We start from the raw sequence: 24,929 nt of genomic DNA, 5'->3' as shown, positions 1-24,929 counted from the left end.
ATTCGTAACATCAGGGTTTTTACTGTTTGCATTTCTTCCCGAACCTAAAACTCTGCGTTATGGTCGCGCTGAGTACGGCTCTTGGAGAAGGGTAGTCCCGAATGGTCAAGCGTTCCGGTGTGGATGACGTGGCGGCTGCATCGCGCAGCCAGGCCGTGCCTTCGCCCGGACTCAAGGGCGCGCCGGTGCTGGAGCTCATGTGCTCGCACTTCGTGCTGACGCTGGCGGCCAAGCAGGGGCCGCGCTTCAATGTGCGGCGCGACCTGAACGGGCTGCTGTCGCTGACGGGGCGGCACCTGGTCTGGCCGACGGCCGTGCTGCTGCGCCTGCGTGAATTCCTCGGGCGGCGCTGCGCGGGCAACGAGATCTGGAAGGGCGTCGAGCTGCTCGACAGCCGCACGCTGCTGGAGCGCCACGGCGTCTGGCGCGGGCCGTATGAAGAAGGCACGCTGTTCTTCTACCTCGACGAATACGCGAAGGACCAGCCCAAGGATTTGCTCTCCGTGCTGTCGGCCACGCGCGACTGGCTCACGCATGCGCTGCGCAAGCAATCCACGCTGGTCGAGAAGAACATCGATGCGTTGGCGGGCCTGTTGCTGCTGAACAAGGCCGAGCGCGCGCTGCTGCTCTACGGCACGCTGGCGCGCTACCAGCGCGACCTGCGTTCGCTGCTGGTGGAGTTCAAGGTCAACAATGCGCCCGAGGCATACGCCGCCATCGCGGAAGTGGCGGGCGTCAATGCCAGCGACGTGGGCGAGGCACTGCGTGCCGGATCGCGGCTGGAGCGCATCGGCCTGGTCGAGAACCTCATCTCCGAACACAACATCACCGACCTGGCCGATCTCATGAAGGTCAGCGAAAAGCTGCCGCCAGTGCTGATGCGCGAATACCGCGACCAGAACGAATTGATGGCGGTGTTCACGCGGCCCTCGGCCAAGAGCGCGCTGCGCGTCGATGATTTCTCCTTCGTCGCCGACGAGGCGCAGATGCTGGTCACGCTGCTGCGGGCCGCCGTGACGCGCAAGGAGCCGGGCGTCAATGTGCTGCTCTATGGCCCGCCCGGGACCGGCAAGACCGAATTGGCCAAGGTCGTCGCGCAGGCGGCCGGGCTTGAATTGTTCGAAGTCGAATATGCCGACCGCGACGGCAATTCCCTGAGCGGGCGCGACCGTTATCGTTCGCTGCAGATCGCGCAGGTATTCCTGAAAGGCAGCGCGCAGGCCGCATTGCTGTTCGATGAAGTCGAGGACGTGTTCCCGCCGATCAGCACCGAGGCCGCGCAATACATGGCGCGCGCCGAGCAGATTTCCGCGCCGACCAGCGGCAGCGTCAGCGGCAAGGCCTGGGTCAACCAGATCCTCGAATCGAATGCAGTGCCCACGCTGTGGGTGACCAACCGCATCGAGCAGATCGACCCGGCCTTCCGGCGCCGCTTTGCCTATCACCTCGAACTGAAATCGCCGCCGCCCGGCGCGCGCGAGCAGTTGGTGCGCAAGACGCTCGAAGGCATTGCCGTGTCCGAGGCCTTCACCGCCAAGCTGGCCGAGCGCAAGGGCCTGACGCCCGCGCAGATCCGCACGGCGGCACGCTTCGCCGAACTGGCGAAAACCGATGAGACGAGCGTCGAGGCACTCATCGAGCGCCAGTTGAAGAACGCCGACCTGGCCCTGGGCACGACCGAGTCCGGGCATGGCGAACGCCGCAGCGTCACCACCTACGACCTCGACATGCTCAACGTCGAGACGCGCTTCGAGATCCCGCGCATCGTCGAGGCCGTGAAGGCGCGCGGCCACGGCACGCTGTGCTTCTACGGCGCGCCCGGCACCGGCAAGACCGCGCTGGCCGAGCACATGGCCCGGTCCATCGGCCGGCCGCTGATCATCAAGCAGGCCAGCGACCTGATGAGCAAATACGTCGGCGAGACCGAGCAGAACATGGCGGCCATGTTCAAGGAAGCCGAGGCCGAGAAGGCCGTGCTGCTGCTGGACGAGGCCGACTCCTTCCTGCAGGACCGCCGCGGTGCGCAGCGCACCTACGAGGTGACGGAAGTCAACGAGATGCTGCAGGGCATGGAGCGCTTCAACGGCGTGTTCGTGTGCACCACCAACCTGCTGGACCGGCTCGACCAGGCGGCGCTGCGGCGCTTCACCTTCAAGATCAAGTTCATGCCGCTGACGGCCGCGCAGCGCGAGCGCATGTTTGTCGTGGAGGCGCTGGCCGGCGACAAGGCTTTGCTGTCCGAAGAATTGCGCGCGCGGCTGGCCAAACTCTCCCAACTCTGCCCAGGTGATTTCGCGGCGGTCAAGCGCCAGACCGATATTCTCGCGACCGAATTTTCCGCGTCCGAATTCCTCGACCAGCTCGAAGCAGAACATCGGATTAAACCGGAAGTGCGCGAATCTCGCGGCATGGGCTTCGTCCAATAGCCGCTCCAAAAAATATTTTCAAATTGCAGTGTTTTTCACGGCGCTGAAGCCCAAAAGCTAATTCTTTAGGGTCATTGCAAACTTTCGTTAATTGCTAGGCTGCGTCCCTCCTGTTCTGGGAAGGACCTGGCAAATGAAGCGGCAATGTCGGTGGGGTGCGGGATTCTTGGGTGCACTCATCCTGTGTGGATGTGGCGGTGGCGGTGGTGGCGGAGGCGGCGGCGGCATCCTGCCGATCGCGGGGCTGGCGACGGCACCGCCGGTCGCCGCTGAAACGGACCAGATCGTGGCATCGTCGTCCATGGCCGGGCGATGCGCCGCACCGCGCAAAGGCATCGATCCCGACACCGGCGCCACCTGGCCCGACGTCCAGGGCACGACCGACGATGAAAAGCGCTGGCTGCGCGGCTGGACCGACGAGACCTACCTCTGGTACGACGAGGTGCCCCGCGGCTTGGTGGCGGCCAACTACACCACGCCGGTCGACTACTTCGCCATGCTGAAGACATTCGCGATCACGCCATCGGGCCGGCCCAAGGACCGCTTCCACTTCACCTATGACACGGCCGCCTACCGCGAGTTGGCCAGCACCGGCGTGGCGACCGCGGGCGCGGAAAAAACCGCGAGCTACGGCATGGAGATGGCCTTCCTGAGCGCCGCGCCGCCGCGCGACGTGCGGGTGGCCTTGACCGAGCCCGCCTCGGCGGTTGCCGCCGCCGGCATCGGCCGCGGTGCGCGAGTGCTCGAAATCGATGGCGTGGATGTCGTCAACGGCAGCGATATCGCCACGCTCAACGCGGGCCTGCAGCCGGTCGCGGCGGGCGAGCGGCACCTGTTCAAGCTCGCACGGCCGGACGGCAGCACGGTCACCGCCTTCTTCGTCGCGGCCGGCACGCGCAGCATGCCCACGGTCAGCGGCAAGACGATCGACCTGGGCGGCAAGTCCGTGGGCTACCTGCTGTTCAACGACCACAACGAGATGGCCGAGGCGCAACTGATCGCCGCGGTCGACCAGTTCAAGCACGATGGCATCAGCGACCTGGTGATCGACCTGCGCTACAACGGCGGCGGCCTGCTCTCCATTGCCAGCCAGCTGGCCTACATGGTGGCCACGCCCGCCGCCACGCATGACACGACCTTCGAGCAACTGCAGTTCAACGGCAAGAACCCGTTCCAGTTGTCCGAGGAACAGACCCGCCTGCCCTTCTACGGCACCACGCGCGGCTACTCGACGACGCCGGGGCAGCCGCTGCCGCAACTGGGCCTCTCGCGCGTGACGATGCTGACCGGGCCGGACACCTGCTCGGCCAGTGAATCGATCATCAACGCGCTGCGTGGCGTGGGCGTCAACGTCAACCTGGTCGGCGGCACGACCTGCGGCAAGCCCTACGGCTACTTCCCCCAGGACAACTGCGGCACCACCTACTTCACGGTCCAGTTCAAGGGCGTGAACCAGCTCGGGTTCGGCGATTACAGCGATGGCTTCGCGCCCAATTGCGCAGTGGCGGACGACTTCACCCATGACCTGGGCGATCCCGCCGAGGGCCGGCTTGCCGCCGCGCTCACGATGCTGCGCGGCGGCGCCTGCCCGACCATGGCGAAGGCGGGCATCCAGCTTGAAAAGGGCGCGACCGGTGCAACCCCCATCCTCTGGCGCGAGCCAATTCGCGAAAACCGTGTGATTGACACGTTGAAGAGATAGTCAAGACGGCATCGACACTGTTACGCTCTCCCGCAAATTTTGTGGGAGGGCAAGGCCATGAGCCTGAACATGCGTTGGGGTGCCGGGATCGTCGCCGGCCTGGTGTTGACCGCGTGCGGCGGTGGCGGTGGAGGAAACGGCAATATCGCCGATCTGGGGTTGACGCAGACGGCCTTGGCGCTCGGAGCGGCATCGCAGCCGGAGCCGATCGTTGCTTCGTCCACGGTGGCGGGCCGGTGCGCGACGCCTCGAACCGGGACCGATCCCGAAACAGGCACTGCATTCCGCGACCGCACCGGCACGCTTGATGACGAGAAGCGCTGGGTGCGCGGCTGGATCGACGAGACCTACCTCTGGTTCGACGAAGTGCCGGGCGGGCTGCTGGCCAGTGCCTACCCCACGCCGGTCGACTACTTCAACGTGCTGAAGACGCCGCTGAAGACCGCCAGCGGGCGCGACAAGGACCGCTTCCACTTCACCGAGGACACGGCCGAATACCGCAACCTGTCGGTCGGCCTGTCGGTGGGCTACGGCATGGAACTGGCCTTCCTGCAGCGTTCTCCCCCGCGTGACGTGCGCGTGGCCTATCTGGAATCGGGCTCGCCGGCAGCGCTGGCCGGCATCACCCGGGGCATGAAGGTGCTGGAGATCGACGGCGTCGACGTGGCCAACGGCGCCGACACGGCCAAGCTCAACGCCGGCCTTGCGCCTGCGAATGCCGGCGAGGCACACACGTACAAGCTGGGCCTGCTCGACGGCAGCACGCGCACCTTTGCGCTGACCTCGGCCAACGTCACGATGTCGCCGGTGCAGAACGTGAAGACCTTCGACACCGCGAAGGGCCGCGTCGGCTACTTCCAGTTCAACGACCACAACGAGCCCTCGGAGGCCCAGTTGATCGCTGCGATCCAGCAACTCCAGAGCGATGGTGGCGTGCAGGACCTGGTGCTGGACATGCGCTACAACGGCGGCGGCATGCTGGGCATCGCGAGCGAACTGGCCTCGATGGTGTCTTCGAGCGAAGCCACCGCCGGCAAGACCTTCGAACGCCTGGAGTTCAACAGCAAGAATCCGTTCAACCTCACGCCGGCGCAGGCCACCGTCCCGTTCTACATCTATGCGCAAGGCTATTCGGCGCCGGTGTGGCAGAGGCTGCCGCAACTGGGCCTGAAGGAGATCACGGTGCTCGCGGGGCCGGACACCTGCTCGGCCAGCGAGTCGGTGGTGAACGGATTGCGCGGCATCGGGGTCAAGGTCAATCTCATCGGCGGCACCACCTGCGGCAAGCCGTATGCGTTCGTGCCGCAGGACAACTGCGGGACGACCTACTTCGCGATCCAGTTCCAGGGCGTGAACGCGCAGGACTTCGGCGACTACGGCGACGGCATGCAGCCAGACTGCTTCGTGGCCGACGACTTCAGCCATGCGCTGGGCGACCCCGACGAGGCATTGCTGGCGATAGCGCTCACTGGCCAGTGCATCAACTCCGGCACGCCCAAGTCCGAGGCCGCGCGGCAGAAGGCCAATGCGAAGGCCTGGGAGCCCCTGCTGAACCGGTCGCCCTCGCGCGGCAACCGGATCATCACGAACCTGGGTGGCGGCGTCTAGAAAGCGCTGCTGACCCGTAGCACGTCCGCGCCATAGGCTTCCAGCTTCTTGGCGCCGATGCCGCTGATGCCCTGCAGGTCTTCCAGCGTGCCGGGCGCGCGCTGGGCGATGGCGGCGAGCGTGGCGTCGTGGAAGATCACGTAGGCGGGCAGGTTGTGCTCGCGGGCGACTTCGGCGCGCCAGGCCTTGAGCGCGGCGAAGCGCGCCTGGCCGGTAGCGTCGAGCGAAGCGGCTGCGGCGGAGGGTGCCCCGCGTGCGCTCTTCTCGCGCTTGGCCTTGCGCGGCGCGGCCGAGGACACCGATTCGCGCAGTGACACGCTGGCCTCGCCCTTGAGCACGGCACGCGAGCCGTCGGTGAGCCTCAGGGTGTTGAAGGCCTCCGCATCCACCGCCAGCGCGCCGATCGCGATCAGTTGCCGCAGCACCCCGCGCAACTGCGCCTCGCTGAACTCGCTGCCGATGCCGAAGGTGCTGACGCGCTCATGGCCGAATTGCTTGACCTTCTCCGTCTCCTTGCCGCGCAGGATGTCCATGACGTGGCCCGCGCCGAAGCTGATGCCGCTCTGCTGCTGCACGCGGTAGACGGTGGACAGCAGCTTGCGCGCGGCATCCGTGCCATCCCAGACCTGCGGCGGCGTGATGCAGTTGTCGCAGTTCCCACAGGGCGTGCTGTGCTCGCCGAAATAGGCGAGCAGCCGCACGCGCCGGCAATCGCTGGCCTCGGCCAGTGACAGCAGCGCATCGAGCTTGCCCCGCATCACCTGCTTGAAGTCCTCGGCGGCGGGGCTCTCGTCGATCATGCGGCGCTGGTTCACCACGTCCTGCAGGCCGTAGACCATCCAGGCGTCGGCCGGCTCGCCATCGCGGCCGCCGCGGCCGGTCTCCTGGTAGTAGCCCTCGATGTTCTTCGGCATGTCGAGGTGGGCGACGAAGCGCACGTCGGGCTTGTCGATGCCCATGCCGAAGGCGATGGTCGCGACCACCACGATGCCGTCCTCGCGCAGGAAGCGGTTCTGGTGCTTCTGCCGGACAGAAGCGTCCAGGCCGGCGTGGTAGGGCAGGGCGTTGATGCCGGCGTCCTGCAGCGCCAGCGCCACGTCTTCGACGCGCTTGCGCGACTGGCAATAGACCACGCCGGCATCGCCCTCGTGCTCGCGCTCGATGAAGCGCAGCAGTTGCGTGGTGGCGTCCTTCTTCTCGACGATGGTGTAGCGGATGTTGGGGCGGTCGAAGCTGGAGACGAACTGACGCGCTTCTTCCAGCTGCAGGCGCTCGACGATGTCGGCGCGCGTCAGTGCATCGGCGGTGGCGGTGAGCGCGATGCGTGGCACGCCGGCATAGCGCTCGTGCAGCACGGTCAGGGCGCGGTATTCGGGGCGGAAGTCGTGGCCCCATTGGCTCACGCAGTGCGCCTCGTCGATGGCGAACAGGCTCAGCTTGTTGCGCGCGGCCAGGCTATCGAGCAGTTCGAGGAAGCGCGGCGTGGTGACGCGCTCGGGCGCGGCGTAGAGGAGGGTGATCTCGGCGCGGGCGAGGCGGCGCTCGACGTCCTGCGTCTCGGACCAGTCGAGCGTGGAGTTGAGGAAGGCCGCGTTGACACCGGCCTCGTGCAGCGCGCCGACCTGGTCGTGCATCAGCGCGATCAGCGGCGACACCACGATGGCCACGCCCTGCCCGGCACGTTGCCGCGCGATGGCCGGCACCTGGTAGCACAGCGACTTGCCGCCGCCGGTGGGCATCAACACCAGCGCATCGCCGCCGCCGACCACATGGTCGACGATGGCCTCCTGCGGGCCGCGGAAGGCGGTGTAGCCGAAGACCTCGAGGAGGATCTCCAGCGGGTCGGTGGAGGCGGGGGTGGATGGCAAGGCGGACACGGTGCGGCAGGTTTGGTGGCGGCACGCGCTCGCGGCGCGTGTAGCGCTATTGTCTCAGCCCGACCCGGAGCTTCTCGTGTGCGGAATTCAACGGATGGGGGCGTTCAGATCCGGGTGCGCATCAGCCGTTTCATCAGCTTGCCGTTGGCATTGCGCGGCAGGGGCTCGGTGCTCCAGGTGAAGCTTTCGGGCACCTTGTAGTCGGCCAGGCGTTCTTCGCAATGGCGGCGCAGTGCGGCTTCGGCGGCGGGCAGGTCATCGGGCTGCACGCTGGGGTAAACAAAGGCGTGCACCCGCTCGCCGAGCACCGGGCAGGGCTTGCCCACCACGGCTGCCTCGACCATGCCGCCGAAGCCCATCAGCACGTTCTCGACCTCGACCGAGTAGATCTTGTAGCCACCGCGGTTGAGCATGTCTTTCTTGCGGTCGAACACGCGCACGAAGCCTTGCGCGTCGATGGAGCCCAGGTCGCCCGAATGCCAGAAGCCGGCGGTGAAGGAGGCGGCCGTGGCCTCGGGGTTGTTCCAGTAGCCGGGCACGACCATCGGGCCGCCGATCCAGATCTCGCCGGTTTCGCCGGGCGGCACTTCGCGGCCCTCGTCGTCCATGACGCGAACCTCGGCAGCGGGCAGGGGGACGCCGACCGAATCGGCATGGGCGCGCGTGAGGCCGGCCGGGATCATCGTGGTGGGGGAGGTGGTTTCGGTGGCGCCGTAGGTGTTGACGAGCGTGAGGCCGGGCAGGCGCTGGGTGAGCGTGTCGATGGTCGTGACGGGCATCGGCGCGCCGCCGTAGCCACCGATGCGCCAGCGCGACAGGTCCTCGCGCGCGAAGGCGTCGGAAAGCAGGCACAGCTGGTACATCGCCGGCACCATCAGCGTGTGGGTCACGCGCTCCTGGGCCAACAGTTGCACGAAGGCCTCGGCCTTGAACTCCGGCACGATGACCACGGCGCCGCCGACGCGCCACATGGCCGCGATGATGGCGACGAGCCCCGTGACATGGCTGGCCGGCACCGCCAGCGCCGAGCGGTCATCGGGTTGCAGGCGCATGCAGGCCTGGAAGTGCAGTGACGAATGCACGATGGACAGGTGCGTGAGCAACGCGCCCTTGGGGAAGCCGGTGGTGCCGGAGGTGTAGAGGATCGCGGCCACGTCGGTCTCGACGGTGCTGGCGACGTCGGGCATCGTGTTCGGTTCGGCGGCCAGTGCGGCAAGCAGCGACACCGCGATGCGCTGCTCCAAATCGGGCGCATCGGCGGCTTCGGGCACGCGGTCGGCGAGCACGTCGTCATGCACGATGGCCTTGGCGCCGCACTGGCTGGCGATGTACGTCAGGCCCGGGCGCTGTTCGCGGATGCCGACCGGCACCGCGATGGCGCCGATGCGTTGCAGGGCGAGCAGCACGAACAGGAACTCGGGCCGGTTGCCGATGAGTATCAGCACGCGGTCGCCTCTCGCGATGCCCCTGGCGGCGAAGGCGCTCGCAAGCCGGTCGCCCGCATCGCCTGTCTGCGCGTAACTCCAGCGGCGGCCTTCGCAGACGATGGCGTCGTGCGAGGCACGCGTTGCGCGGGCGTGCTCGAACATGGCATACAGGCTTGTCGGGCGTTCGGCAAAGCAACGGACGACGCGGTCGCCGTTCAGCGCTTCGTGCCGCATCGGCGGAACGGGAAAGTCTTGCCAATGGCTCATGCTGGTGGCCTCAATCTTGTCCTTGTTTCGTTCAGAGGTGCCTGGGTCACCGTTCACTGCGGACGGACGCGTGGCGGCACACGCGTCTCCAGCGCTGCCGGCGTGTAGCCCGGATCGAAGCTGCAGCCCTTGCCAAACTTTGCCTCGTTGGCGGGGCAGGCCGCGGCGATGTTGGCTGGCGTCGGCTTGATGCCCTGTTCCACCCAGGCCAGGAGGGCCGTCATCAAGGTCGGGTAGGTCGGGTTGCTGATGTAGCTGTGCGTGCCTTGGGTCGTGAAGGTCTGCACCAGGCGGTCGCCGCTGCCGCCGCGGTCCATCGTCGCCTTGAAATAGGCGTCGAGTTCGACGAAGGCCGTCGGGTCGCTGATCCACTTCACGGTCAGGACCGGGACGGGGATCCTGCCGGTCGGGTCGGTGTCGGCGGCGAAGCGCTGGTAGGCGTCGGGGTCGGCGCTGTAGCGGGCCACGCCGGCATTGAGGGCTGCGTCGTCGGCGGAGCCCACGTACTTCACGCCCATGTTGCCGAAGGGGCTGGCGCCGCCGGTGCGCTTGCTGCTGATGTCCTGGTAGCGGAAGGTGGCCCAGTTCATGTGCGAGTGGATCGCGCTGGCGGGGATCCGGATGAGCTTCTCGATGGTCTGCACGCGCAACTGTTGCTCGGGCGTGCGCTGCGCGGCGGGCTTGTCCAGGCCCAGGCATTCGTTGATGCGGGCGCTCAGGTCGGCATTCGTCATCCTGGCGCCGGCTGGCAAGCCCAGGTTCATGGGGTACTGGGGCTCGCTCGGGCGAGGATGGTTGTGGCAGAGGTTCTGGTAGACCACGCGCAGGTCGGTGCGGAAGTCATAGGAATGCGAGCCGCCTGCCAGCACGCCGCTGGATAGGAGCACGCCATCGTAGGGCGTCTCGCCGACCGTGGCCGCGGTGAACATCTCGGCGGCCTTGGCAGCGACGCCGGCGCCCCAGGACTGGCCGTGCAGGATGGTGTGCGTGGGCTTACCGACGTACTGGCGGAAGATGCCGCGCAGGCGCTCCGTGTCCTCGGCGGCGGCGCGGACGGCAACGCCGCCCTGGCGGAAGGTGGAGCCGGCCCAGGCGTAGCCCGCGTCCACCATCACGGCCCAGCGCGTCAGGTCTTCGGCTGCGCGTTCGAGCCTGGGGGCCTCGAGGTTCGGGCCGCCGTGGGCATGCAGCACGAGCTTGCCGTTCCAGTTGGCAGGCTTGGCGATGAGGTACCAGGCGCCTTTCGAGTCGACGCCGGCGAGGCAGGTCGCGGTGGAAGGCACCGAGGCCGGGCAGGGGGTGGGCTTGGGGGCTGCATCCGTCACCTCTGGCGCGGCCGGTTCGGATGCCAGCGCCGGTGGTGTTTGCGCGCCGTTGTTGCGGGAAACCCCTGCGCAACCGCAGAGCGCCGCGAGCGTCGCGACGGCGAGAGTGGCCAGCTTGAAAGTTGCCTGCATGTCCATGTCCCTTGATGTCTTGTTGTGGGGGCGACCGACCCCGGAGGGGGCAGGGGAGTATTGCAAAGATGCTCGGGACCTTTGTCGCAGGCTTGGCGGCAGCGGGCGCCAGCGCGCGATCCGCTGCGCCGCCGTCGTGCACGCGCCAAGGCGCGTCTCTGGCACGGCCTTTGCGCATGCTTCACCACCCGCTTGGCAACAACTTGTATAGACAGCATAATGGCGCTCCCTCCCCAGAGAACCGCACCAGAGTTGAATACAGGGTTCGCCCTGTATAGACAAGTTGGTGCATCCGGCCACAATCCGCTCATCTTCCAGTCCGATCCCAGGAGTTTTCATGGTCACCACGGTTTTCAAAGTCGCCACCCTTGTTGTTGCGGGCCTCTGTGCCGCGGGCGCCGCGCAGGCGCAGGGCGCCACCAAGATCGCGCTCGGCATGTCGGGCTGGACGGGCTTTGCGCCGCTCACGCTGGCCGACAAGGCCGGCATCTTCAAGAAGAACGGCCTGGACGTGGAACTGAAGATGATTCCGCAGAAGGACCGCCACCTGGCGCTGGCCTCCGACGCCATCCAGTGCGCCGCGACGACGGTGGAAACGCACGTCGCGTGGAACGCGAACGGCGTGCCGATCGTGCAGATCTTCCAGATGGACAAGTCCTACGGCGCCGACGGCCTGGCCGTGCGCAATGACGTGAAGACTTTCGCCGACCTCAAGGGCAAGGCCATCGGTGTCAGCGCCCCGGGCACGGCGCCGTACTTCGGGCTGGCCTGGATGCTGAGCAAGAACGGCATGTCCTTGAAGGACGTGAAGCTCGTGTCGCTGGAGCCGCAGCCCGCCGCGACAGCATTCGTCGCCGGCCAGAACGACGCCGCGATGACCTACGAGCCGTATCTCTCGACGATCCGCAGCAACCCCGACGCCGGCAAGATCCTCGCAACCACGCTGGACTATCCGATGGTGATGGACACGGTGGGTTGCGCGCCGACATGGCTCAAGGCCAACGCCAAGGCGGCGCAGGCGCTGACGAATTCGTACTTCGAGGCGCTGGAGATGATCAAGGCCGACCCGGCCAAGGCCAACGAGATCATGGGCTCGGCCGTGAAGCAGAGCGGCGAGCAGTTCGCCAAGTCGTCGGCCTACCTGCGCTGGCAGGACAAGGCGGCCAACCAGAAATTCTTCGCGGGTGAGTTGACGGCCTTCATGAAGGACGCGGAGAAGATCCTGCTGGAGGCGGGGGGGATCCGCAAGGCGCCGGAGAACCTGGCGGCGACCTTTGACGCCTCCTACATCAAGTAAAGGAAGCCGCGAGTCTTTCTACTGCGGCCACCGATCTCGGGCCTGCCGTGTTGGCTCCGGCATAACAAGCGCTTCGCGCAGTTGTTAGCCTCTGCCGCAACTTCGTTGTCACCGCACGAGAGTGCGGTTCCGCGCGGCAGACCCGACCTCGGCGCCCTCGCTACGAAATCCTCACGACTTCCTCCGCGTCCTATGCAAACCACTACAGCCATGAAGTCAAACGTCGAGGCGTCTGCCTCTGCGTCCGCGCCGGCGATCGCCGCACGGCGCCGTCGGCCGATTGCGCCGCTGGAGCCGGTGAGCAACCGTGCGCGCTGGGTGCTGGGCATCGGCTTCTTCGTGCTGTTCATCGCCCTGTGGGCCGTGGCCACGCTGGGCGGGTTCGTCAAGCCGACCTTCCTCGCGAGTCCGGTGACGATGGTGAAGGAAGGCTGGCTGCTCTTCACCGAATACAACTTCATCCACGACATCGGCATGACGGTGTGGCGGGTGTTCGGGGGCTTTGTGCTGGCCGCGGTCGTCGCGGTGCCGCTGGGCATCGCGATGGGGGCGTGGAAGCCGGTGGAGGCCTTCTTCGAGCCCTTCGTTTCGTTCTGCCGCTACCTGCCGGCGTCGGCCTTCATTCCATTGCTGATCCTGTGGGCCGGCATCGGCGAGGCGCAGAAGCTGCTGGTCATCTTCATCGGCTCGGTGTTCCAGATCATCCTGATGGTGGCGGTGATCGTCGGCGGCGCGCGCAAGGACCTGGTGGAGGCCGCATACACGCTGGGCGCGAACAGCAGTGGCATCGTCAAGCGCGTCTTGATTCCGGGCGCTGCGCCGGGCATCGCGGAGACGCTGCGGCTGGTGCTGGGCTGGGCCTGGACCTATGTGATCGTGGCGGAGCTGATCGGCTCGTCCTCGGGCATCGGGCACATGATCACGGACAGCCAGGCGTTGTTGAACACGGGGCAGATCATCTTCGGGATCATCGTGATCGGGGTGATCGGGCTGGTGTCGGACTTTGCGTTCAAGGCGCTGAATCGGCGGTTGTTTGCGTGGAGCACGATATGAGCGCGAATCAGCTCTCCATCCAGGGCGTCTCCCGCGTCTTCGAGGGCACGAAGGGCCAACGCACGCAAGCCTTGCTGCCCATCGACTTCGACGTCCGGGAAAACGACTTCGTCACCATCCTCGGCCCCTCGGGCTGCGGCAAGTCGACATTGCTGCGCATCGTCGCCGGCCTCGACTTCCCGACCACCGGCCAAGTGCTGCTCGACGGGCAACACATCGACGGCCCCGGCGCCGATCGCGGCGTGGTGTTCCAGAGCTACACGCTGTTCCCGTGGCTGACCGTCGTGCAGAACATCCGCTTCGGCCTGCGCGAACGCGGGATGAGCGAGGCGGACCAGAAGGAACGCAGCGATTTCTTCATCGCCAAGGTGGGCCTGCGCGGCTTCGAGAACCACTTTCCCAAGCAGCTGTCAGGCGGCATGCAGCAGCGCACCGCCATCGCCCGTGCGCTCGCCAACGACCCCAAGATGCTGCTGCTCGACGAGCCCTTCGGCGCGCTGGACAACCAGACGCGCGTGCTGATGCAGGAGCTGCTGCTAGGCATCTGGGAGTCGGCGCAGAAGACGGTGCTGTTCGTCACGCATGACATCGACGAAGCCATCTTCATGGCCAACCGCGTGGCCGTGTTCAGCGCGCGGCCAGGACTCATCAAGACCGAGATCGCAGTGGACTTTCCGCATCCGCGCCACTACACGATCAAGACCTCGCCGGAGTTCATGGAAATCAAGGCGCGGCTGACGGAAGAGATCCGCGCGGAGTCGATGGCGGCGGAGGCACATTGAGCAACACCACCCGTAAGGCCCCGGAACTCGCGCTCTACGCACAGGTCAAGGACCACATCTCCCGCAAGATCCAGGACGGCACCTGGCCGGCCGGGCATCGGCTGCCGTCCGAGCACGAGTTGGTCGCGCAGTTCGGCATCTCGCGCATGACGGTCAACCGCGCGCTGCGCGAGCTCGTGGAACAGGGCCGCATCACGCGCGTCGCCGGTGTCGGCAGCTTCGTGGCGGAGGAAAAACCGCAGTCCACGCTGCTGCAAATCGCCAACATCGCCAGCGAGATCCGCGCGAGGGGCCATGACTACGGCTACCAACTGATCGCAGCGGAGCGCATCGCAGCCTCCACCGACGTGGCCGCGTGGCTCGACGTGCGCGCCGGCGAGTCGGTATTCCATGCAACCTGCATGCACCTCGAGGATGGCGTACCGGTGCAACTCGAAGACCGCTACGTCAACCCGCGCGTGGTGCCCGACTTCATGGAGCAGGACCTGGCCACGCTGCCGCCCGGCGAGTACCTGCTTCGCAACGTTCCTTTCGACCAGATCGAGCACCTGGTCGATGCCGTGCTGCCGACCGTCGAACAGGCCCTGCGCCTGGCGATGCCGGCCGCCGAACCTTGCCTCCTGCTCACGCGCCGCACATGGACGCGCACCGTGCCGGTGACCGTCGTGCGCTGCCTTCACCCCGCCTCGCGCTACCGGCTTGGCAGCCGCTTTCGCGCGGAAGGCAATCCCTCCCACTGAGGCCGGCCATCGGTGATGGATTTCGGCCCGAACCACTTGTATAGACAGGTATGAACATGAACAATGCGACTTCCACAACTTCCCAAGATGCGCTCGCCCTGATGCCGGGTCAGGTCGATCTCGCGCTGCTGCGCCGCATCCACGCGGGCGGACTGAAGCTCTCGCTGCATCCCTCCGTGCAACCCGGCATGCTGGCCGCGCGGGACGCGGTGCAGCACATCGTCGACAACGACGAGGTGGTCTACGGCATCAACACCGGCTTCGGCAAGCTCGCGAGCACGCGCATCGGCAACGACCACCTGGCCGAACTGCAACGCAACCTCGTGCTCTCGCACAGCGTGGGCACCGGTGAACCCTTGGCCGCGCCGGTCGTGCGACTCGTACTGGCGACCAAGGCCGTAAGCCTGGCGCGGGGGCATTCGGGCGTGCGTCCTGCCCTCGTCGAGGCCTTGCTGGCGCTGTTCAACGCGGGCATCACGCCGAGCATTCCGTGCAAGGGCTCCGTCGGCGCATCGGGCGATCTCGCGCCGCTCGCGCACATGGCTTGCGTGCTGATCGGCGAAGGCGAGGCGATCACGGCGGAAGGCAAGACCGTGAGCGGTGCCGAGGCGATGCGCCTTGTGGGCCTGGAGCCCTTCGTGCTGGGACCGAAGGAAGGGCTGGCACTCCTCAATGGCACGCAGGTCTCGACCGCACTCGCGCTCAGCGGCCTGTTCGGCGCGGAGAACGTCTTCGCCTCGGCCTTGATGTCCGGTGCGCTGTCACTCGAAGCTGCCCAAGGTTCCATCAAGCCCTTTGACGCGCGCATCCATGCCGCACGCGGTCAGCCTGGTCAGATCGCGGTCGCTGGCGCCGTTCGCACCCTGCTCGACGGCAGCGAGATCGTCCCGTCGCACCCCGACTGCGGTCGTGTGCAGGACCCGTATTCGATCCGCTGCATCCCGCAGGTGATGGGCGCATGTCTGGACAACCTCACGCATGCCGCCCGCGTGCTCGTCATCGAAGCCAACGCCGCGTCGGACAACCCGCTGGTCTTCACCGACACGGGCGAAGTCATCTCCGGTGGCAACTTCCACGCGGAGCCGGTGGCGTTTGCGGCCGACATCATTGCGCTGGCCATCTCGGAGATCGGGGCGATCTCGGAGCGCCGCCTTGCGTTGCTGCTCGACACCGGCCTCTCGGGCCTGCCGCCCTTCCTCGTGCACGACGGCGGCCTGAACTCCGGCTTCATGATCGCGCAGGTGACGGCTGCGGCGCTGGCGTCGGAGAACAAGTCGATGGCGCATCCAGGCAGCGTCGACAGCCTGCCGACCTCGGCCAATCAGGAAGACCACGTGTCGATGGCGACGTATGCAGCGCGCCGCCTGGGCGACATGGTGAACAACACGGCGGTGGTCGTCGGCATCGAGGCGATGGCCGCCGCGCAGGGTATCGAACTCAAGCGTGGCTTGAAGAGCTCACCTCTCGTCGAGGCCGAGTTCGCCACCATCCGCACCAAGGTCGACTATCTCGAACGCGACCGCTACCTCGCGCCCGACATCGAAGCCATGCGCCAGTGGGCTCTCGCCGCTGAGATGCCTGACGCGCTGCTCGGTATCCTGCCCAGCCACGCGGGCTGACCCTGCACCCGGCATCCTCAAGTCGATGGGGCGTTGCCCTCTCGACCTGATCCCCCGCAGGGGCGGTTCGGACTCGGCTTTGGGAGCTCAGAAACTCCCTGTGAATTGATAGCGCGACGCCGGATGCCACAGCGCCGACACCGTCGCGACCTGCCCCTGCGACAACGTCTTGCGGTGCAGCACCAGGCAGGGTTCCATCGCCGCCATGTGCAGTTGCTCGGCGACGTCCGCCGGCGGCAGGCAGGCCTCGATCGAGAACTCAACGCCCTGCAAGGGCGCCACGCGCATCAGGTAGGCGTTGGGCGTCTGGCTGGAGAAGTCCTGCCCCATGTAGTCCGCCGCCACGGCCGGGTTGACATAGCGGTCTTCCAGTTGGATCGGCACGTTGTTCTCGAAATGGATCACCACCGAATGGAACAGCGCCGGATGCCCCGGCAACCCGAACTGACGCGCCAGTACCGGATCGGCCTTGCAGCGCTCCAGCCGCTGCAACTCCCCCCGATGAACATGCCCGCGCGCCGCGATCTCCTCCGCGATGTTGCGCAACTGGATCAGCGTCGCCTGGTACTTCTGCTGTGCCACGAAGGTACCTGAGCCCTGTACGCGCACCAGCGTCTGGTCGTCGCTCAGCTCCCGCAGCGCCCGGTTCACCGTCATGCGCGACACGGCGAACTGCTTCGCGAGCATCGCCTCGCTGGGAATCGCCTGTCCCTCGACCCATTGCCCCGAGTGGATCTGGTGCAGCACATGGTCCTTGATGCGCTGGAAGGCGGGCACGCCCGTGTCGGCGTCTGGGGCGGAGGGCGTCGGAAACGTGTTGTTCATAGGGTTTACCAGAGGGTTTGGCGCAGGCAAACGTATTGACGTCTGCGTGAGTAAACCACACAATTGGTATATACAACTTAGACGATGAAATCGCGAAGTTGTACAGTTTATTAACTGGGGGGAGCCAAGGAAAGCACCACATGCACATCGAAGCGGATTCCCCACTCGGCAGCGTCGAAACACGGACCATCGACATGGTTCCCGAAGCCGAGCGCCATGGCTCGCCGCGCAGCCAGTTCACCCTCTGGTTCGGCGCCAACATGCAGATCACCGCCGTGGTCGACGGCGCGCTGGCCATCGTGTTCGGCGCCGAGGCGCTCACGGCCATCATCGGCTTGCTGATCGGCAATGTGATCGGCGGCATCGTGATGGCGCTGCATTCGGCGCAGGGGCCGCGCCTCGGCCTGCCGCAGATGATTTCGAGCCGCGTGCAGTTCGGCGTGCGCGGCGCGGCGTTGCCGCTGGTGCTGGTCATCCTGATGTACCTGGGCTTCGCTGCGACGGGCACCGTGTTGTCGGGGCAGGCCATCAACCGCATCTTCGGCGTCAGCTCGCCGGAGTTCGGCATCCTCGTTTTTGGCTCGCTGACTGCGTTTGTCGCAGTGGTGGGCTACCGCTTGATTCACGTGGTCGGCCGCATCGCCACCGTGGTCGGCATCCTGGGCTTCGGCTACCTGGCCTTCCAGCTGTTCGCGCACCATGACGTTGCCAGCGCCTTCGGCCAGAAGCCCTTCTCGGTGGCGACCCTGTTGCTGACGATCGCCCTGTCGGCCGGCTGGCAGATGACCTTCGCGCCCTACGTCGCCGACTACTCGCGCTACCTGCCGACGCGCACCACCATCGCCTCGACCTACTGGACGACCTTCTCGGGCAGCGTCATCGGCGCACAGCTGGCCATGACCTTCGGCGTGCTGGTCGCTGCACTTGGCGGCAACTTCCTGAAGAACCAGGTGGGCTTCATGGGCGACCTGGCCGGCGGCCCCGTCATCGCGGCGCTGATCTTCGTGGTCATCGTCACCGGCAAGCTCACGGTCAATTGCCTGAATGCCTACGGCGGCTTCATGACCATCCTCACGACGGTCAGCGGCTTCAACAACAAGACGCAGATCTCGTCGCGTGCCCGCATGCTGTACATCGTGGGTTTCGTACTGGTCTCGATGGGCGTCGCATTGCTGGCCAGCGCCGACTTCCTCAACAACTTCAAGAACTTCGTGCTCCTGCTGCTGGCGGTCTTCGTGCTGAACCTGGTCGACTACTACCTCGTCTCCAAGGAAAAGGTGGACATTCCCGCCCTGTACGACTGCAATGGCCGCTACGGCGCGTACAACCCGGTCGCGCTGGGCTGCTACGTGCTGGGGGTGGTGGTGCAGATTCCGTTTCTCAATCAAGCCATGTACAAGGGCCCGATCGCCACGATGCTGGGCGGCGCGGACCTGTCGTGGATCGTGAGCCTCGTCGTCACCTGCCTCGTGTACTACCCGCTGGCCAAGCGGACGATGAAGGTGCCGGCCACGATGATTTATCCCACTGACGCGGCGCCCCAAAGCGCCCCGGCCACCCGCGCGGCGACCCCCGCCGTCGCACCAGATGCCCGGCAACCCGCCTGACATCGCCATACACGCAACAGTTGCCACACCCGACATCCCGACTTCTTCCAAGGACATCACCATGAACGCACCCGACAAGTTCCTCGCCAAGACCGCAGCGCTGAGCGACCCGCGCCATGATCCCACCCGCGTGATCCGCGCACCGCGCGGCAGCGAGCTGACCTGCAAGAGCTGGCTCACCGAAGCGGCCTTTCGCATGCTGCAAAACAACCTCGACCCCGAAGTGGCCGAGCGTCCGCAGGACCTGGTGGTCTACGGCGGCATCGGCCGCGCGGCGCGCGACTGGGAATGCTTCGACCAGATCCTTGCGTCGCTCAAGGAACTCAATGACGACGAGACGCTGCTGATCCAGTCGGGCAAGCCGGTCGGCGTGTTCAAGACCCATGCCAACGCACCGCGCGTGCTGCTGGCCAATTCCAACCTCGTGCCCAAGTGGGCCAACTGGGAGCACTTCAACGAGCTCGACCAGAAGGGCCTGTTCATGTACGGCCAGATGACCGCTGGCAGCTGGATCTACATCGGCAGCCAGGGCATCGTGCAGGGCACCTTCGAGACCTTCGTCGAAGCGGGTCGCCAGCACTACAACAACGACCTCGGTGGCAAGTGGATCCTGACGGCCGGCCTCGGCGGCATGGGTGGCGCGCAGCCCCTGGCCGCGACGTTGGCCGGTGCCGTGTCGCTCAACATCGAATGCCAGCAGTCGAGCATCGACTTCCGCCTGCGCACGCGCTACGTCGACAAGCAGGCGCGGGACATCGACCACGCGCTGGAACTCATCGCACAGCACACGGCGGCGAAGGAAGCCGTGTCGATCGCGCTGCTGGGCAACGCCGCCGACATCCTGCCGGAGCTGGTGAAGCGCGCGAAGGCCGGTGGCATCAAGCCCGACCTCGTCACCGACCAGACCTCGGCGCACGACCTCATCAATGGTTATTTGCCCAGCGGCTGGACCGTGCCGCAATGGCAAGCCGCAATGAAGGACCCGTCGCAACACGCCGCATTGAAAGCCGCGGCCGCAAAGTCCTGTGCCGTGCACGTGCGAGCCATGCTCGACTTCCAGTCCATGGGCATCCCGACCGTGGACTATGGCAACAACATCCGCCAAGTGGCCTTCGACGAAGGCGTGAAGAACGCCTTCGACTTCCCCGGCTTCGTGCCGGCCTACATCCGCCCGCTGTTCTGCGAAGGCAAGGGCCCGTTCCGCTGGGTGGCGCTGTCGGGCGATCCGGAGGACATCTACAAGACCGACCAGAAGATCAAGGAGCTGTTCCCCGAGAACAAGCACACGCACCGCTGGCTCGACATGGCGCGCGAGCGCATCAGCTTCCAGGGGCTGCCAGCGCGCATCTGCTGGCTGGGCCTCGGCGAGCGCGACAAGGCCGGCCTCGCCTTCAACGAGATGGTGAAGAACGGCGAACTGAAGGGCCCGATCGTCATCGGCCGCGACCACCTCGACACCGGTTCCGTCGCGAGCCCGAACCGCGAAACGGAAAGCATGAAGGACGGCACCGACGCGGTGAGCGACTGGCCGCTGTTGAACGCATTGCTCAACACATCCGGCGGTGCGACGTGGGTGAGCCTGCACCACGGCGGTGGCGTGGGCATGGGCTATTCGCAGCACTCGGGCATGGTGATCGTGGCCGATGGCACGGATGCGGCGGCGGAGCGCCTGGCGCGCGTGCTGGTCAATGACTGTGGTTCGGGCGTGATGCGTCATGCCGATGCGGGCTATGACAAGGCCATCGAGACGGCAAAGAAGCAAGGCCTCAAGTTGCCGATGATCAAGTGACTTCCCGTCTTTCCCCTCTCCCCCTGGGAGAGGGCAGGGTGAGGGCATGCGGCGGTGGCATGGGTTATGGCTCTTGCAAAGGCCGCGAGCCCTCACCCCAACCCTCTCCCGGAGGGAGAGGGAGTGAATACCCATGACATCATTGCATCGATTCACCATCGCCAGCCTGCCCGCAACGCCGTGGAAGAACGGCGGTGGCACTACGCGCGAGATCGCCTGCTGGCCGCCGGGTGCCGGCATCGAGAACTTCGACTGGCGCGTGAGCATCGCAACCATCGCCGCGAGCGGACCGTTCTCGATCTTCGCGGGGGTGGATCGGACCATCATGTTGCTCGTCGGTGACGGCGTGCGCCTGCATTCGAAAGAAGGCATTGACCATCGCCTCGACACGTCGCACGCACCCTTCTCGTTCAGCGGCGACGTGGCGATCGATTGCACCTTGCTCGGCGATGCGTCGAGCGACTTCAACGTGATGAGCCGGCGCGCCATGTGCGCCGCCGTGGTGACGGTGACCCGTGATCCGCAAACGTTGGAAGCGTCGCGCGATGGCCTGCTGCTGTGCCTCGATGGCCAGTGGCGCGCGGGTGATCAAACGCTGCAAAAGGACGAAGGCCTCTGGTGGGCGAACAGCCCCCACGCATGGTCGCTGGAGCCCCTGACGTCCGGCGCCAGCCTCGTGGCGGTGCGCTGGTCGCACCATTCGAACCAAAGCTGAAACTGATGAACAAACCGTTCGACTCGCTTCCGACTGCCGATGGCCTCTGGACTGGCCTGCGTGACACGGCCGGCATAGCCACCGCCATCGTCGTGGCGCAGGGCGCCATCCGCTGGATCGGCGAACGCGCCGCATTGCCCGCGGAGTTCGCCAGCCTGCCGCCGCATGACGGCTGCGGCGCGCTCGTCACGCCCGGCCTCGTCGACTGCCACACGCACCTTGTCTACGGCGGCCAACGCGCCAACGAATTCGCGATGCGCCTTGCCGGTGCGACGTACGAAGAAGTGGCCAAGGCCGGCGGCGGCATCGTTTCCAGCGTGCGCGCCACACGCGAGGCCAGCGAAGACGAACTGTTTGACAGCGCATCGGCGCGTCTGCAAAGCCTGCTGGCCGAAGGCGTCTGCGCCATTGAGATCAAGTCCGGCTACGGCCTCTCGCTCGAACACGAACGCAAGCAGTTGCGCGTGGCGCGTCGACTCGGCGAGGCGCATGGTGTGACAGTGCGCACCACCTTCCTAGGTGCCCATGCCTTGCCGCCGGAATACGCCGGCCGCAGCAGCGACTACATCGACCGGGTCTGCAACGAGATGCTGCCCGCACTGGCGCGGGAAGGACTGGTCGATGCGGTCGACGTCTTCTGCGAGCGCATCGCCTTTTCGCTGGAAGAAACCGAGCGCGTGTTCAAGGCCGCGAAGGCCTTGAACATCCCCGTCAAGCTGCATGCCGAGCAACTCTCCGACATGGGTGGCGCGGCACTCGCGGCGCGCTACGGAGCGCTTTCGTGCGATCACATCGAACACCTCTCGCAAGAAGGCATAGCCGCGATGCGCGAGGCCGGCACGGTCGCCGTGTTGCTCCCCGGCGCGTACTACACGCTGCGCGACACGAAGCTCCCACCCATCGAAGCCCTGCGCGCCGCCGGAGTGCCGATGGCCGTCTCTACCGACCACAACCCCGGCACTTCGCCGGCGCTCAGCCTGCTGCTGATGGCGAACATGGCCTGCACCTTGTTCCGCCTCACCGTCCCCGAAGCCGTCGACGGCATCACGCGCCACGCGGCGCGTGCCCTGGGTCTGCAAGACATCCATGGCGAACTGGCCGTCGGCCGGCCCGCCAACTTCGTGCTGTGGAACCTGCGCGATGCCGCCGAACTGGCCTACTGGTTCGGACAGCGACCGGTGCGTGCCGTCGTCCGTCAGGGCCGCATTGCCGAGGGCAGCCTGTGACCATTCGCCAACTCTTCGCCAAGGACGCATTGCTGCCCGCCGGCTGGCGCCAGAACGTATTCCTGCAATGGAACGAATCGGGCCAGCTCACGCACGTCCAGTCCGACGCAGAGGCGCCGTCCGGCGCGCCCGTCGCCGAAGGTCCTGTCATCCCCGGCATGCCCAACCTGCACTCGCACGCCTTCCAGCGCGCCATTGCGGGCCTCACTGAATTCCGCGGCGAGGCACAAGACAGCTTCTGGAGCTGGCGCACATTGATGTACCGCTTTGCTTCACGCCTCGACCCCGCGCAACTCGAAGCCATCGCGTTGAGTCTGTACGTGGAGATGATCGAAGCAGGCTACACCTCGGTCTGCGAGTTCCACTACGTCCACCACGACGTCGATGGCCGCGCCTATGCCGACGACGCGACACTCGCGCTGGCGTTGATGCGCGCCGCCCAACGCGCCGGCATCGGCCTGACCCTGCTGCCGGTGCTCTACCAGACCAGTGGCTTCGGCGGCCTGCCACCGAACGACGGACAGAAGCGCTTCATCCGCTCCACCGATTCGATGCTGCGCCTGCTCGAGCGCCTCAAGCCCGCATGCGATGAACAAGGCACGCGCCTCGGCCTCGCCCCGCATTCGCTGCGCGCCGTGCCCCCCGAAGGCCTGCAAGAAGCACTCGCAGGCTTGAACGCCATCGACCCCACCGCCCCCATCCACATCCACATCGCCGAGCAGACCAAGGAGGTCGACGACTGCCTCGCCTGGAGCGGCCAGCGCCCCGTCGCCTGGCTGCTCGACCATGCGCAAGTCGACGCCCGCTGGTGCCTCGTCCACGCCACCCACATGGACGCCGACGAATACCGCCGCGCCGCGGCCAGCGGCGCCGTTGCCGGCCTGTGCCCCACCACCGAGGCCAATCTCGGCGATGGCATCTTCGACCTGCCGCGATGGCAGGGCGCATGGGGCCTCGGCTCCGACAGCCACATCTGCGTGAATGCCGCCGAGGAGTTGCTGATGCTCGAATACAGCCAGCGCCTGGGCACACGCCAACGCAACGTCGCGGCCAGCGTGGCCCATCCGCAGGTCGCAACCTCGATGACGCTCGCGGCGGTGCAAGGGGGTGCGCAAGCTTCTGGCCGCGCCGTCGCTGGCCTCGCCGTCGGCCAGCAAGCGGACTTCATCGCTCTCGACGCCAACCATCCCGCGCTCGCAGGACTCAACGCCGGCGACATGCTCTCATCGCACGTCTTCGCCAGCCACCGCACCAGCGCCATCGAGGCCGCATGGGTGGCCGGTGTGCAACGCGTGCAATCGGGACGGCATATGCTCCACGACAGCGCCGCGGCCGGCTTCGTCGCCGCACGCAGCCAATTGCTTTCGACCCACCCATGAGCCTGTTCACCACTACCGAGCCGCCGTTTCGCTTCCGCCAGGGCACCCGCCCCTTGCTGATCTCGATGCCGCACGTCGGCACCCATGTCCCGCTCGCACTGGCCAGCCGCTTCACCGCCGAGGCCCGCCACGTGCCCGACACCGACTGGCACCTGGAGCGCCTCTACGACTTCGCCGACGAACTCGGCGCCTCGGTGCTGGTCGCCACGCATTCGCGCTACGTCATCGACCTGAACCGTCCGCCCGACGACCAGAACCTCTATCCCGGCCAGGACACCACCGGCCTGTGCCCCGTCGACACCTTCGACAAGACCCCGATCTATTCCGCCAGCGACCTGCCCGGCAAGATGGAGATCGCCGCACGGCGCGATGCGATCTGGCGCCCGTACCACACGCAGTTGCAAACCGAACTCGCCCGCCTCAAGGCCGCGCACGGCACCATCGCACTGTGGGACGCGCATTCGATCCGCTCTTTGCTGCCACGCTTCTTCGAAGGCAAGCTGCCGGACCTGAACCTGGGCACGGCGAACGGCGCGAGTTGCGACCCGGCCTTGGCGCAGACGCTGCGAGGCATCGCGACGTCAGCGCCAGGTTTCACCGGCGTACTCAACGGTCGCTTCAAGGGCGGCTACATCACGCGCCAGTACGGCGACCCGTCGCGCGGCATCCACGCGGTGCAACTGGAGATGACGCAGTCGAGCTACATGCAGGAGCAGTTGCCCTTCGACTACCTGCCCGACGTGGCCGCGAAGGTGCAGCCGCATGTGCGGCGGATGGTGGAGGCGGTGTTGGGGTTTGTGGAGGAGCGGTGAGGCCGGAGCAATTGCCCGGGCTAAGATCACCACACAATCCCTTCGTGGTGTCATTGAGTTGGCTCTTGCTTGGGGCGAAAAAACCACCCTCGGGTGGTTTTTTCATTTGGCGGCGGGTGCAGCCTTTGAAACCATAGCGCCGCCCGCATTCAGTATTCGGGGCCAAGCAACCAAACGCCATCCGGTTGTTTGACAAACGAATATCCACCAGTGGAACTTTCGCCGCTTGCATCCGAACTGTAAACAGCGCGAAAGTAGAAAGCATTTTTTGCTTTCATGCGCCATCCGTCCAGCCTGGTCACTGTCAGGCACTGACCCTTG

Annotated in this window: 18 protein-coding genes; 14 read left to right on the top strand and 4 right to left on the bottom strand. The window is 66.3% G+C overall.

Annotated elements, in window-relative coordinates; translation table 11 throughout:
- Nucleotides 1-101: 101 nt before the first annotated feature.
- The 3 genes from WKW79_RS20780 (at nt 102) to WKW79_RS20770 (ending at nt 5,736) form a co-directional block, all read left to right on the top strand.
- Complete coding sequence (locus WKW79_RS20780) at nt 102-2,426, top strand: ATP-binding protein (RefSeq protein WP_340337101.1); 2,325 nt, start codon at nt 102-104, stop codon at nt 2,424-2,426.
- A 166-nt stretch (nt 2,427-2,592) separates the two neighbouring features.
- Nucleotides 2,593-4,128: a S41 family peptidase gene (locus WKW79_RS20775; protein ID WP_340337100.1), complete on the top strand. Its 1,536-nt coding sequence runs from the start codon at nt 2,593-2,595 to the stop codon at nt 4,126-4,128.
- A gap of 57 nt (nt 4,129-4,185) precedes the next feature.
- Nucleotides 4,186-5,736, top strand: coding sequence for a S41 family peptidase (locus WKW79_RS20770; RefSeq protein WP_340337099.1), 1,551 nt, complete (start codon nt 4,186-4,188; stop codon nt 5,734-5,736).
- On the opposite strand, the gene recQ is transcribed toward WKW79_RS20770, so the two are convergent.
- The 3 genes from recQ to WKW79_RS20755 form a co-directional block, all read right to left on the bottom strand.
- On the bottom strand, nt 5,733-7,604 hold the full coding sequence (gene recQ / locus WKW79_RS20765; protein ID WP_340337098.1) for a DNA helicase RecQ: 1,872 nt from the start codon (nt 7,602-7,604) through the stop codon (nt 5,733-5,735). The two genes, WKW79_RS20770 and recQ, sit on opposite strands and share 4 nt — an antisense overlap.
- Before the next feature lie 113 nt (nt 7,605-7,717).
- Entirely contained in the window at nt 7,718-9,307 is a 1,590-nt protein-coding gene (locus WKW79_RS20760) for a class I adenylate-forming enzyme family protein (RefSeq protein WP_340337097.1), read from the bottom strand.
- Nucleotides 9,308-9,360: 53 nt separating this feature from the next.
- Nucleotides 9,361-10,764, bottom strand: coding sequence for an alpha/beta hydrolase family protein (locus tag WKW79_RS20755; protein ID WP_340337096.1), 1,404 nt, complete (start codon nt 10,762-10,764; stop codon nt 9,361-9,363).
- A 337-nt stretch (nt 10,765-11,101) separates the two neighbouring features.
- Here WKW79_RS20755 and WKW79_RS20750 point away from each other — a divergent pair, with 337 nt between their 5' ends.
- From WKW79_RS20750 to hutH, 5 genes are all read left to right on the top strand, one after another.
- Nucleotides 11,102-12,061, top strand: a complete 960-nt coding sequence (locus WKW79_RS20750) for an ABC transporter substrate-binding protein (protein WP_340337095.1) — start codon at nt 11,102-11,104, stop codon at nt 12,059-12,061.
- Between the two features lie 210 nt (nt 12,062-12,271).
- Nucleotides 12,272-13,114 carry an ABC transporter permease gene (locus WKW79_RS20745; RefSeq protein WP_422823933.1) on the top strand — a complete coding sequence of 281 codons (843 nt, stop codon included), beginning with the start codon at nt 12,272-12,274 and terminating at the stop codon, nt 13,112-13,114.
- Nucleotides 13,111-13,896 (top strand): ABC transporter ATP-binding protein, encoded by a 786-nt coding sequence (locus tag WKW79_RS20740; protein ID WP_340337093.1) that lies wholly within the window; start codon nt 13,111-13,113, stop codon nt 13,894-13,896. The genes WKW79_RS20745 and WKW79_RS20740 overlap by 4 nt, the downstream gene beginning before the upstream one ends.
- Nucleotides 13,893-14,636, top strand: coding sequence for a histidine utilization repressor (gene hutC / locus WKW79_RS20735; protein WP_340337092.1), 744 nt, complete (start codon nt 13,893-13,895; stop codon nt 14,634-14,636). The genes WKW79_RS20740 and hutC (WKW79_RS20735) overlap by 4 nt, the downstream gene beginning before the upstream one ends.
- Nucleotides 14,637-14,692: 56 nt before the next feature.
- Nucleotides 14,693-16,255: a histidine ammonia-lyase gene (hutH, locus tag WKW79_RS20730; protein WP_422823932.1), complete on the top strand. Its 1,563-nt coding sequence runs from the start codon at nt 14,693-14,695 to the stop codon at nt 16,253-16,255.
- Between the two features lie 87 nt (nt 16,256-16,342).
- Here the strand turns inward: hutH and hutC (WKW79_RS20725) are convergent, their stop codons facing one another.
- Nucleotides 16,343-17,080: a histidine utilization repressor gene (gene hutC, locus WKW79_RS20725; RefSeq protein ID WP_340337090.1), complete on the bottom strand. Its 738-nt coding sequence runs from the start codon at nt 17,078-17,080 to the stop codon at nt 16,343-16,345.
- 140 nt (nt 17,081-17,220) lie between these two features.
- Between hutC (WKW79_RS20725) and WKW79_RS20720 the strand changes: the two genes are divergently transcribed.
- The 6 genes from WKW79_RS20720 (at nt 17,221) to hutG (ending at nt 24,608) form a co-directional block, all read left to right on the top strand.
- A complete protein-coding gene (locus WKW79_RS20720) occupies nt 17,221-18,687 on the top strand; it encodes a purine-cytosine permease family protein (RefSeq protein ID WP_340337089.1) in 1,467 nt (488 codons plus the stop codon).
- A 61-nt stretch (nt 18,688-18,748) separates the two neighbouring features.
- The gene (gene hutU, locus WKW79_RS20715) at nt 18,749-20,476 is read left to right on the top strand and encodes a urocanate hydratase (protein WP_340337088.1); all 1,728 of its coding nucleotides are present in this window, start codon (nt 18,749-18,751) and stop codon (nt 20,474-20,476) included.
- A gap of 133 nt (nt 20,477-20,609) precedes the next feature.
- Nucleotides 20,610-21,191, top strand: a complete 582-nt coding sequence (locus WKW79_RS20710) for a HutD/Ves family protein (RefSeq protein WP_340337087.1) — start codon at nt 20,610-20,612, stop codon at nt 21,189-21,191.
- A 5-nt stretch (nt 21,192-21,196) separates the two neighbouring features.
- Nucleotides 21,197-22,417 carry an imidazolonepropionase gene (hutI, locus tag WKW79_RS20705; RefSeq protein ID WP_340337086.1) on the top strand — a complete coding sequence of 407 codons (1,221 nt, stop codon included), beginning with the start codon at nt 21,197-21,199 and terminating at the stop codon, nt 22,415-22,417.
- Nucleotides 22,418-22,419: 2 nt separating this feature from the next.
- The gene (locus WKW79_RS20700) at nt 22,420-23,796 is read left to right on the top strand and encodes a formimidoylglutamate deiminase (protein ID WP_340337309.1); all 1,377 of its coding nucleotides are present in this window, start codon (nt 22,420-22,422) and stop codon (nt 23,794-23,796) included.
- On the top strand, nt 23,793-24,608 hold the full coding sequence (hutG, locus tag WKW79_RS20695; protein ID WP_340337085.1) for an N-formylglutamate deformylase: 816 nt from the start codon (nt 23,793-23,795) through the stop codon (nt 24,606-24,608). Before WKW79_RS20700 ends, hutG begins: the two co-directional genes overlap by 4 nt.
- Nucleotides 24,609-24,929: the final 321 nt, after the last annotated feature.

Origin of the sequence: Variovorax robiniae (assembly GCF_037889955.1) — a bacterium.
In the GTDB taxonomy this organism is placed as follows: Bacteria; Pseudomonadota; Gammaproteobacteria; order Burkholderiales; family Burkholderiaceae_C; genus Variovorax; species Variovorax robiniae.
Note: the sequence above shows the minus strand (reverse complement) of the source record. Positions and strands in the feature narration are given on the sequence as shown.

Bases quoted from the DNA above. Each gene is read 5' to 3' on its own strand.
- WKW79_RS20760 (WP_340337097.1), bottom strand. From the start codon at position 9,307: ATGAGCCATTGGCAAGACTTTCCCGTTCCGCCGATGCGGCACGAAGCG.
- WKW79_RS20780 (WP_340337101.1), top strand. From the start codon at position 102: ATGGTCAAGCGTTCCGGTGTGGATGACGTGGCGGCTGCATCGCGCAGC.
- hutI (WP_340337086.1), top strand. From the start codon at position 21,197: ATGAACAAACCGTTCGACTCGCTTCCGACTGCCGATGGCCTCTGGACT.
- hutG (WP_340337085.1), top strand. From the start codon at position 23,793: ATGAGCCTGTTCACCACTACCGAGCCGCCGTTTCGCTTCCGCCAGGGC.
- WKW79_RS20710 (WP_340337087.1), top strand. From the start codon at position 20,610: ATGACATCATTGCATCGATTCACCATCGCCAGCCTGCCCGCAACGCCG.
- WKW79_RS20740 (WP_340337093.1), top strand. From the start codon at position 13,111: ATGAGCGCGAATCAGCTCTCCATCCAGGGCGTCTCCCGCGTCTTCGAG.
- WKW79_RS20755 (WP_340337096.1), bottom strand. From the start codon at position 10,764: ATGCAGGCAACTTTCAAGCTGGCCACTCTCGCCGTCGCGACGCTCGCG.
- WKW79_RS20770 (WP_340337099.1), top strand. From the start codon at position 4,186: ATGAGCCTGAACATGCGTTGGGGTGCCGGGATCGTCGCCGGCCTGGTG.
- WKW79_RS20750 (WP_340337095.1), top strand. From the start codon at position 11,102: ATGGTCACCACGGTTTTCAAAGTCGCCACCCTTGTTGTTGCGGGCCTC.
- hutU (WP_340337088.1), top strand. From the start codon at position 18,749: ATGAACGCACCCGACAAGTTCCTCGCCAAGACCGCAGCGCTGAGCGAC.
- hutH (WP_422823932.1), top strand. From the start codon at position 14,693: ATGAACAATGCGACTTCCACAACTTCCCAAGATGCGCTCGCCCTGATG.
- hutC (WP_340337090.1), bottom strand. From the start codon at position 17,080: ATGAACAACACGTTTCCGACGCCCTCCGCCCCAGACGCCGACACGGGC.
- WKW79_RS20745 (WP_422823933.1), top strand. From the start codon at position 12,272: ATGAAGTCAAACGTCGAGGCGTCTGCCTCTGCGTCCGCGCCGGCGATC.
- WKW79_RS20720 (WP_340337089.1), top strand. From the start codon at position 17,221: ATGCACATCGAAGCGGATTCCCCACTCGGCAGCGTCGAAACACGGACC.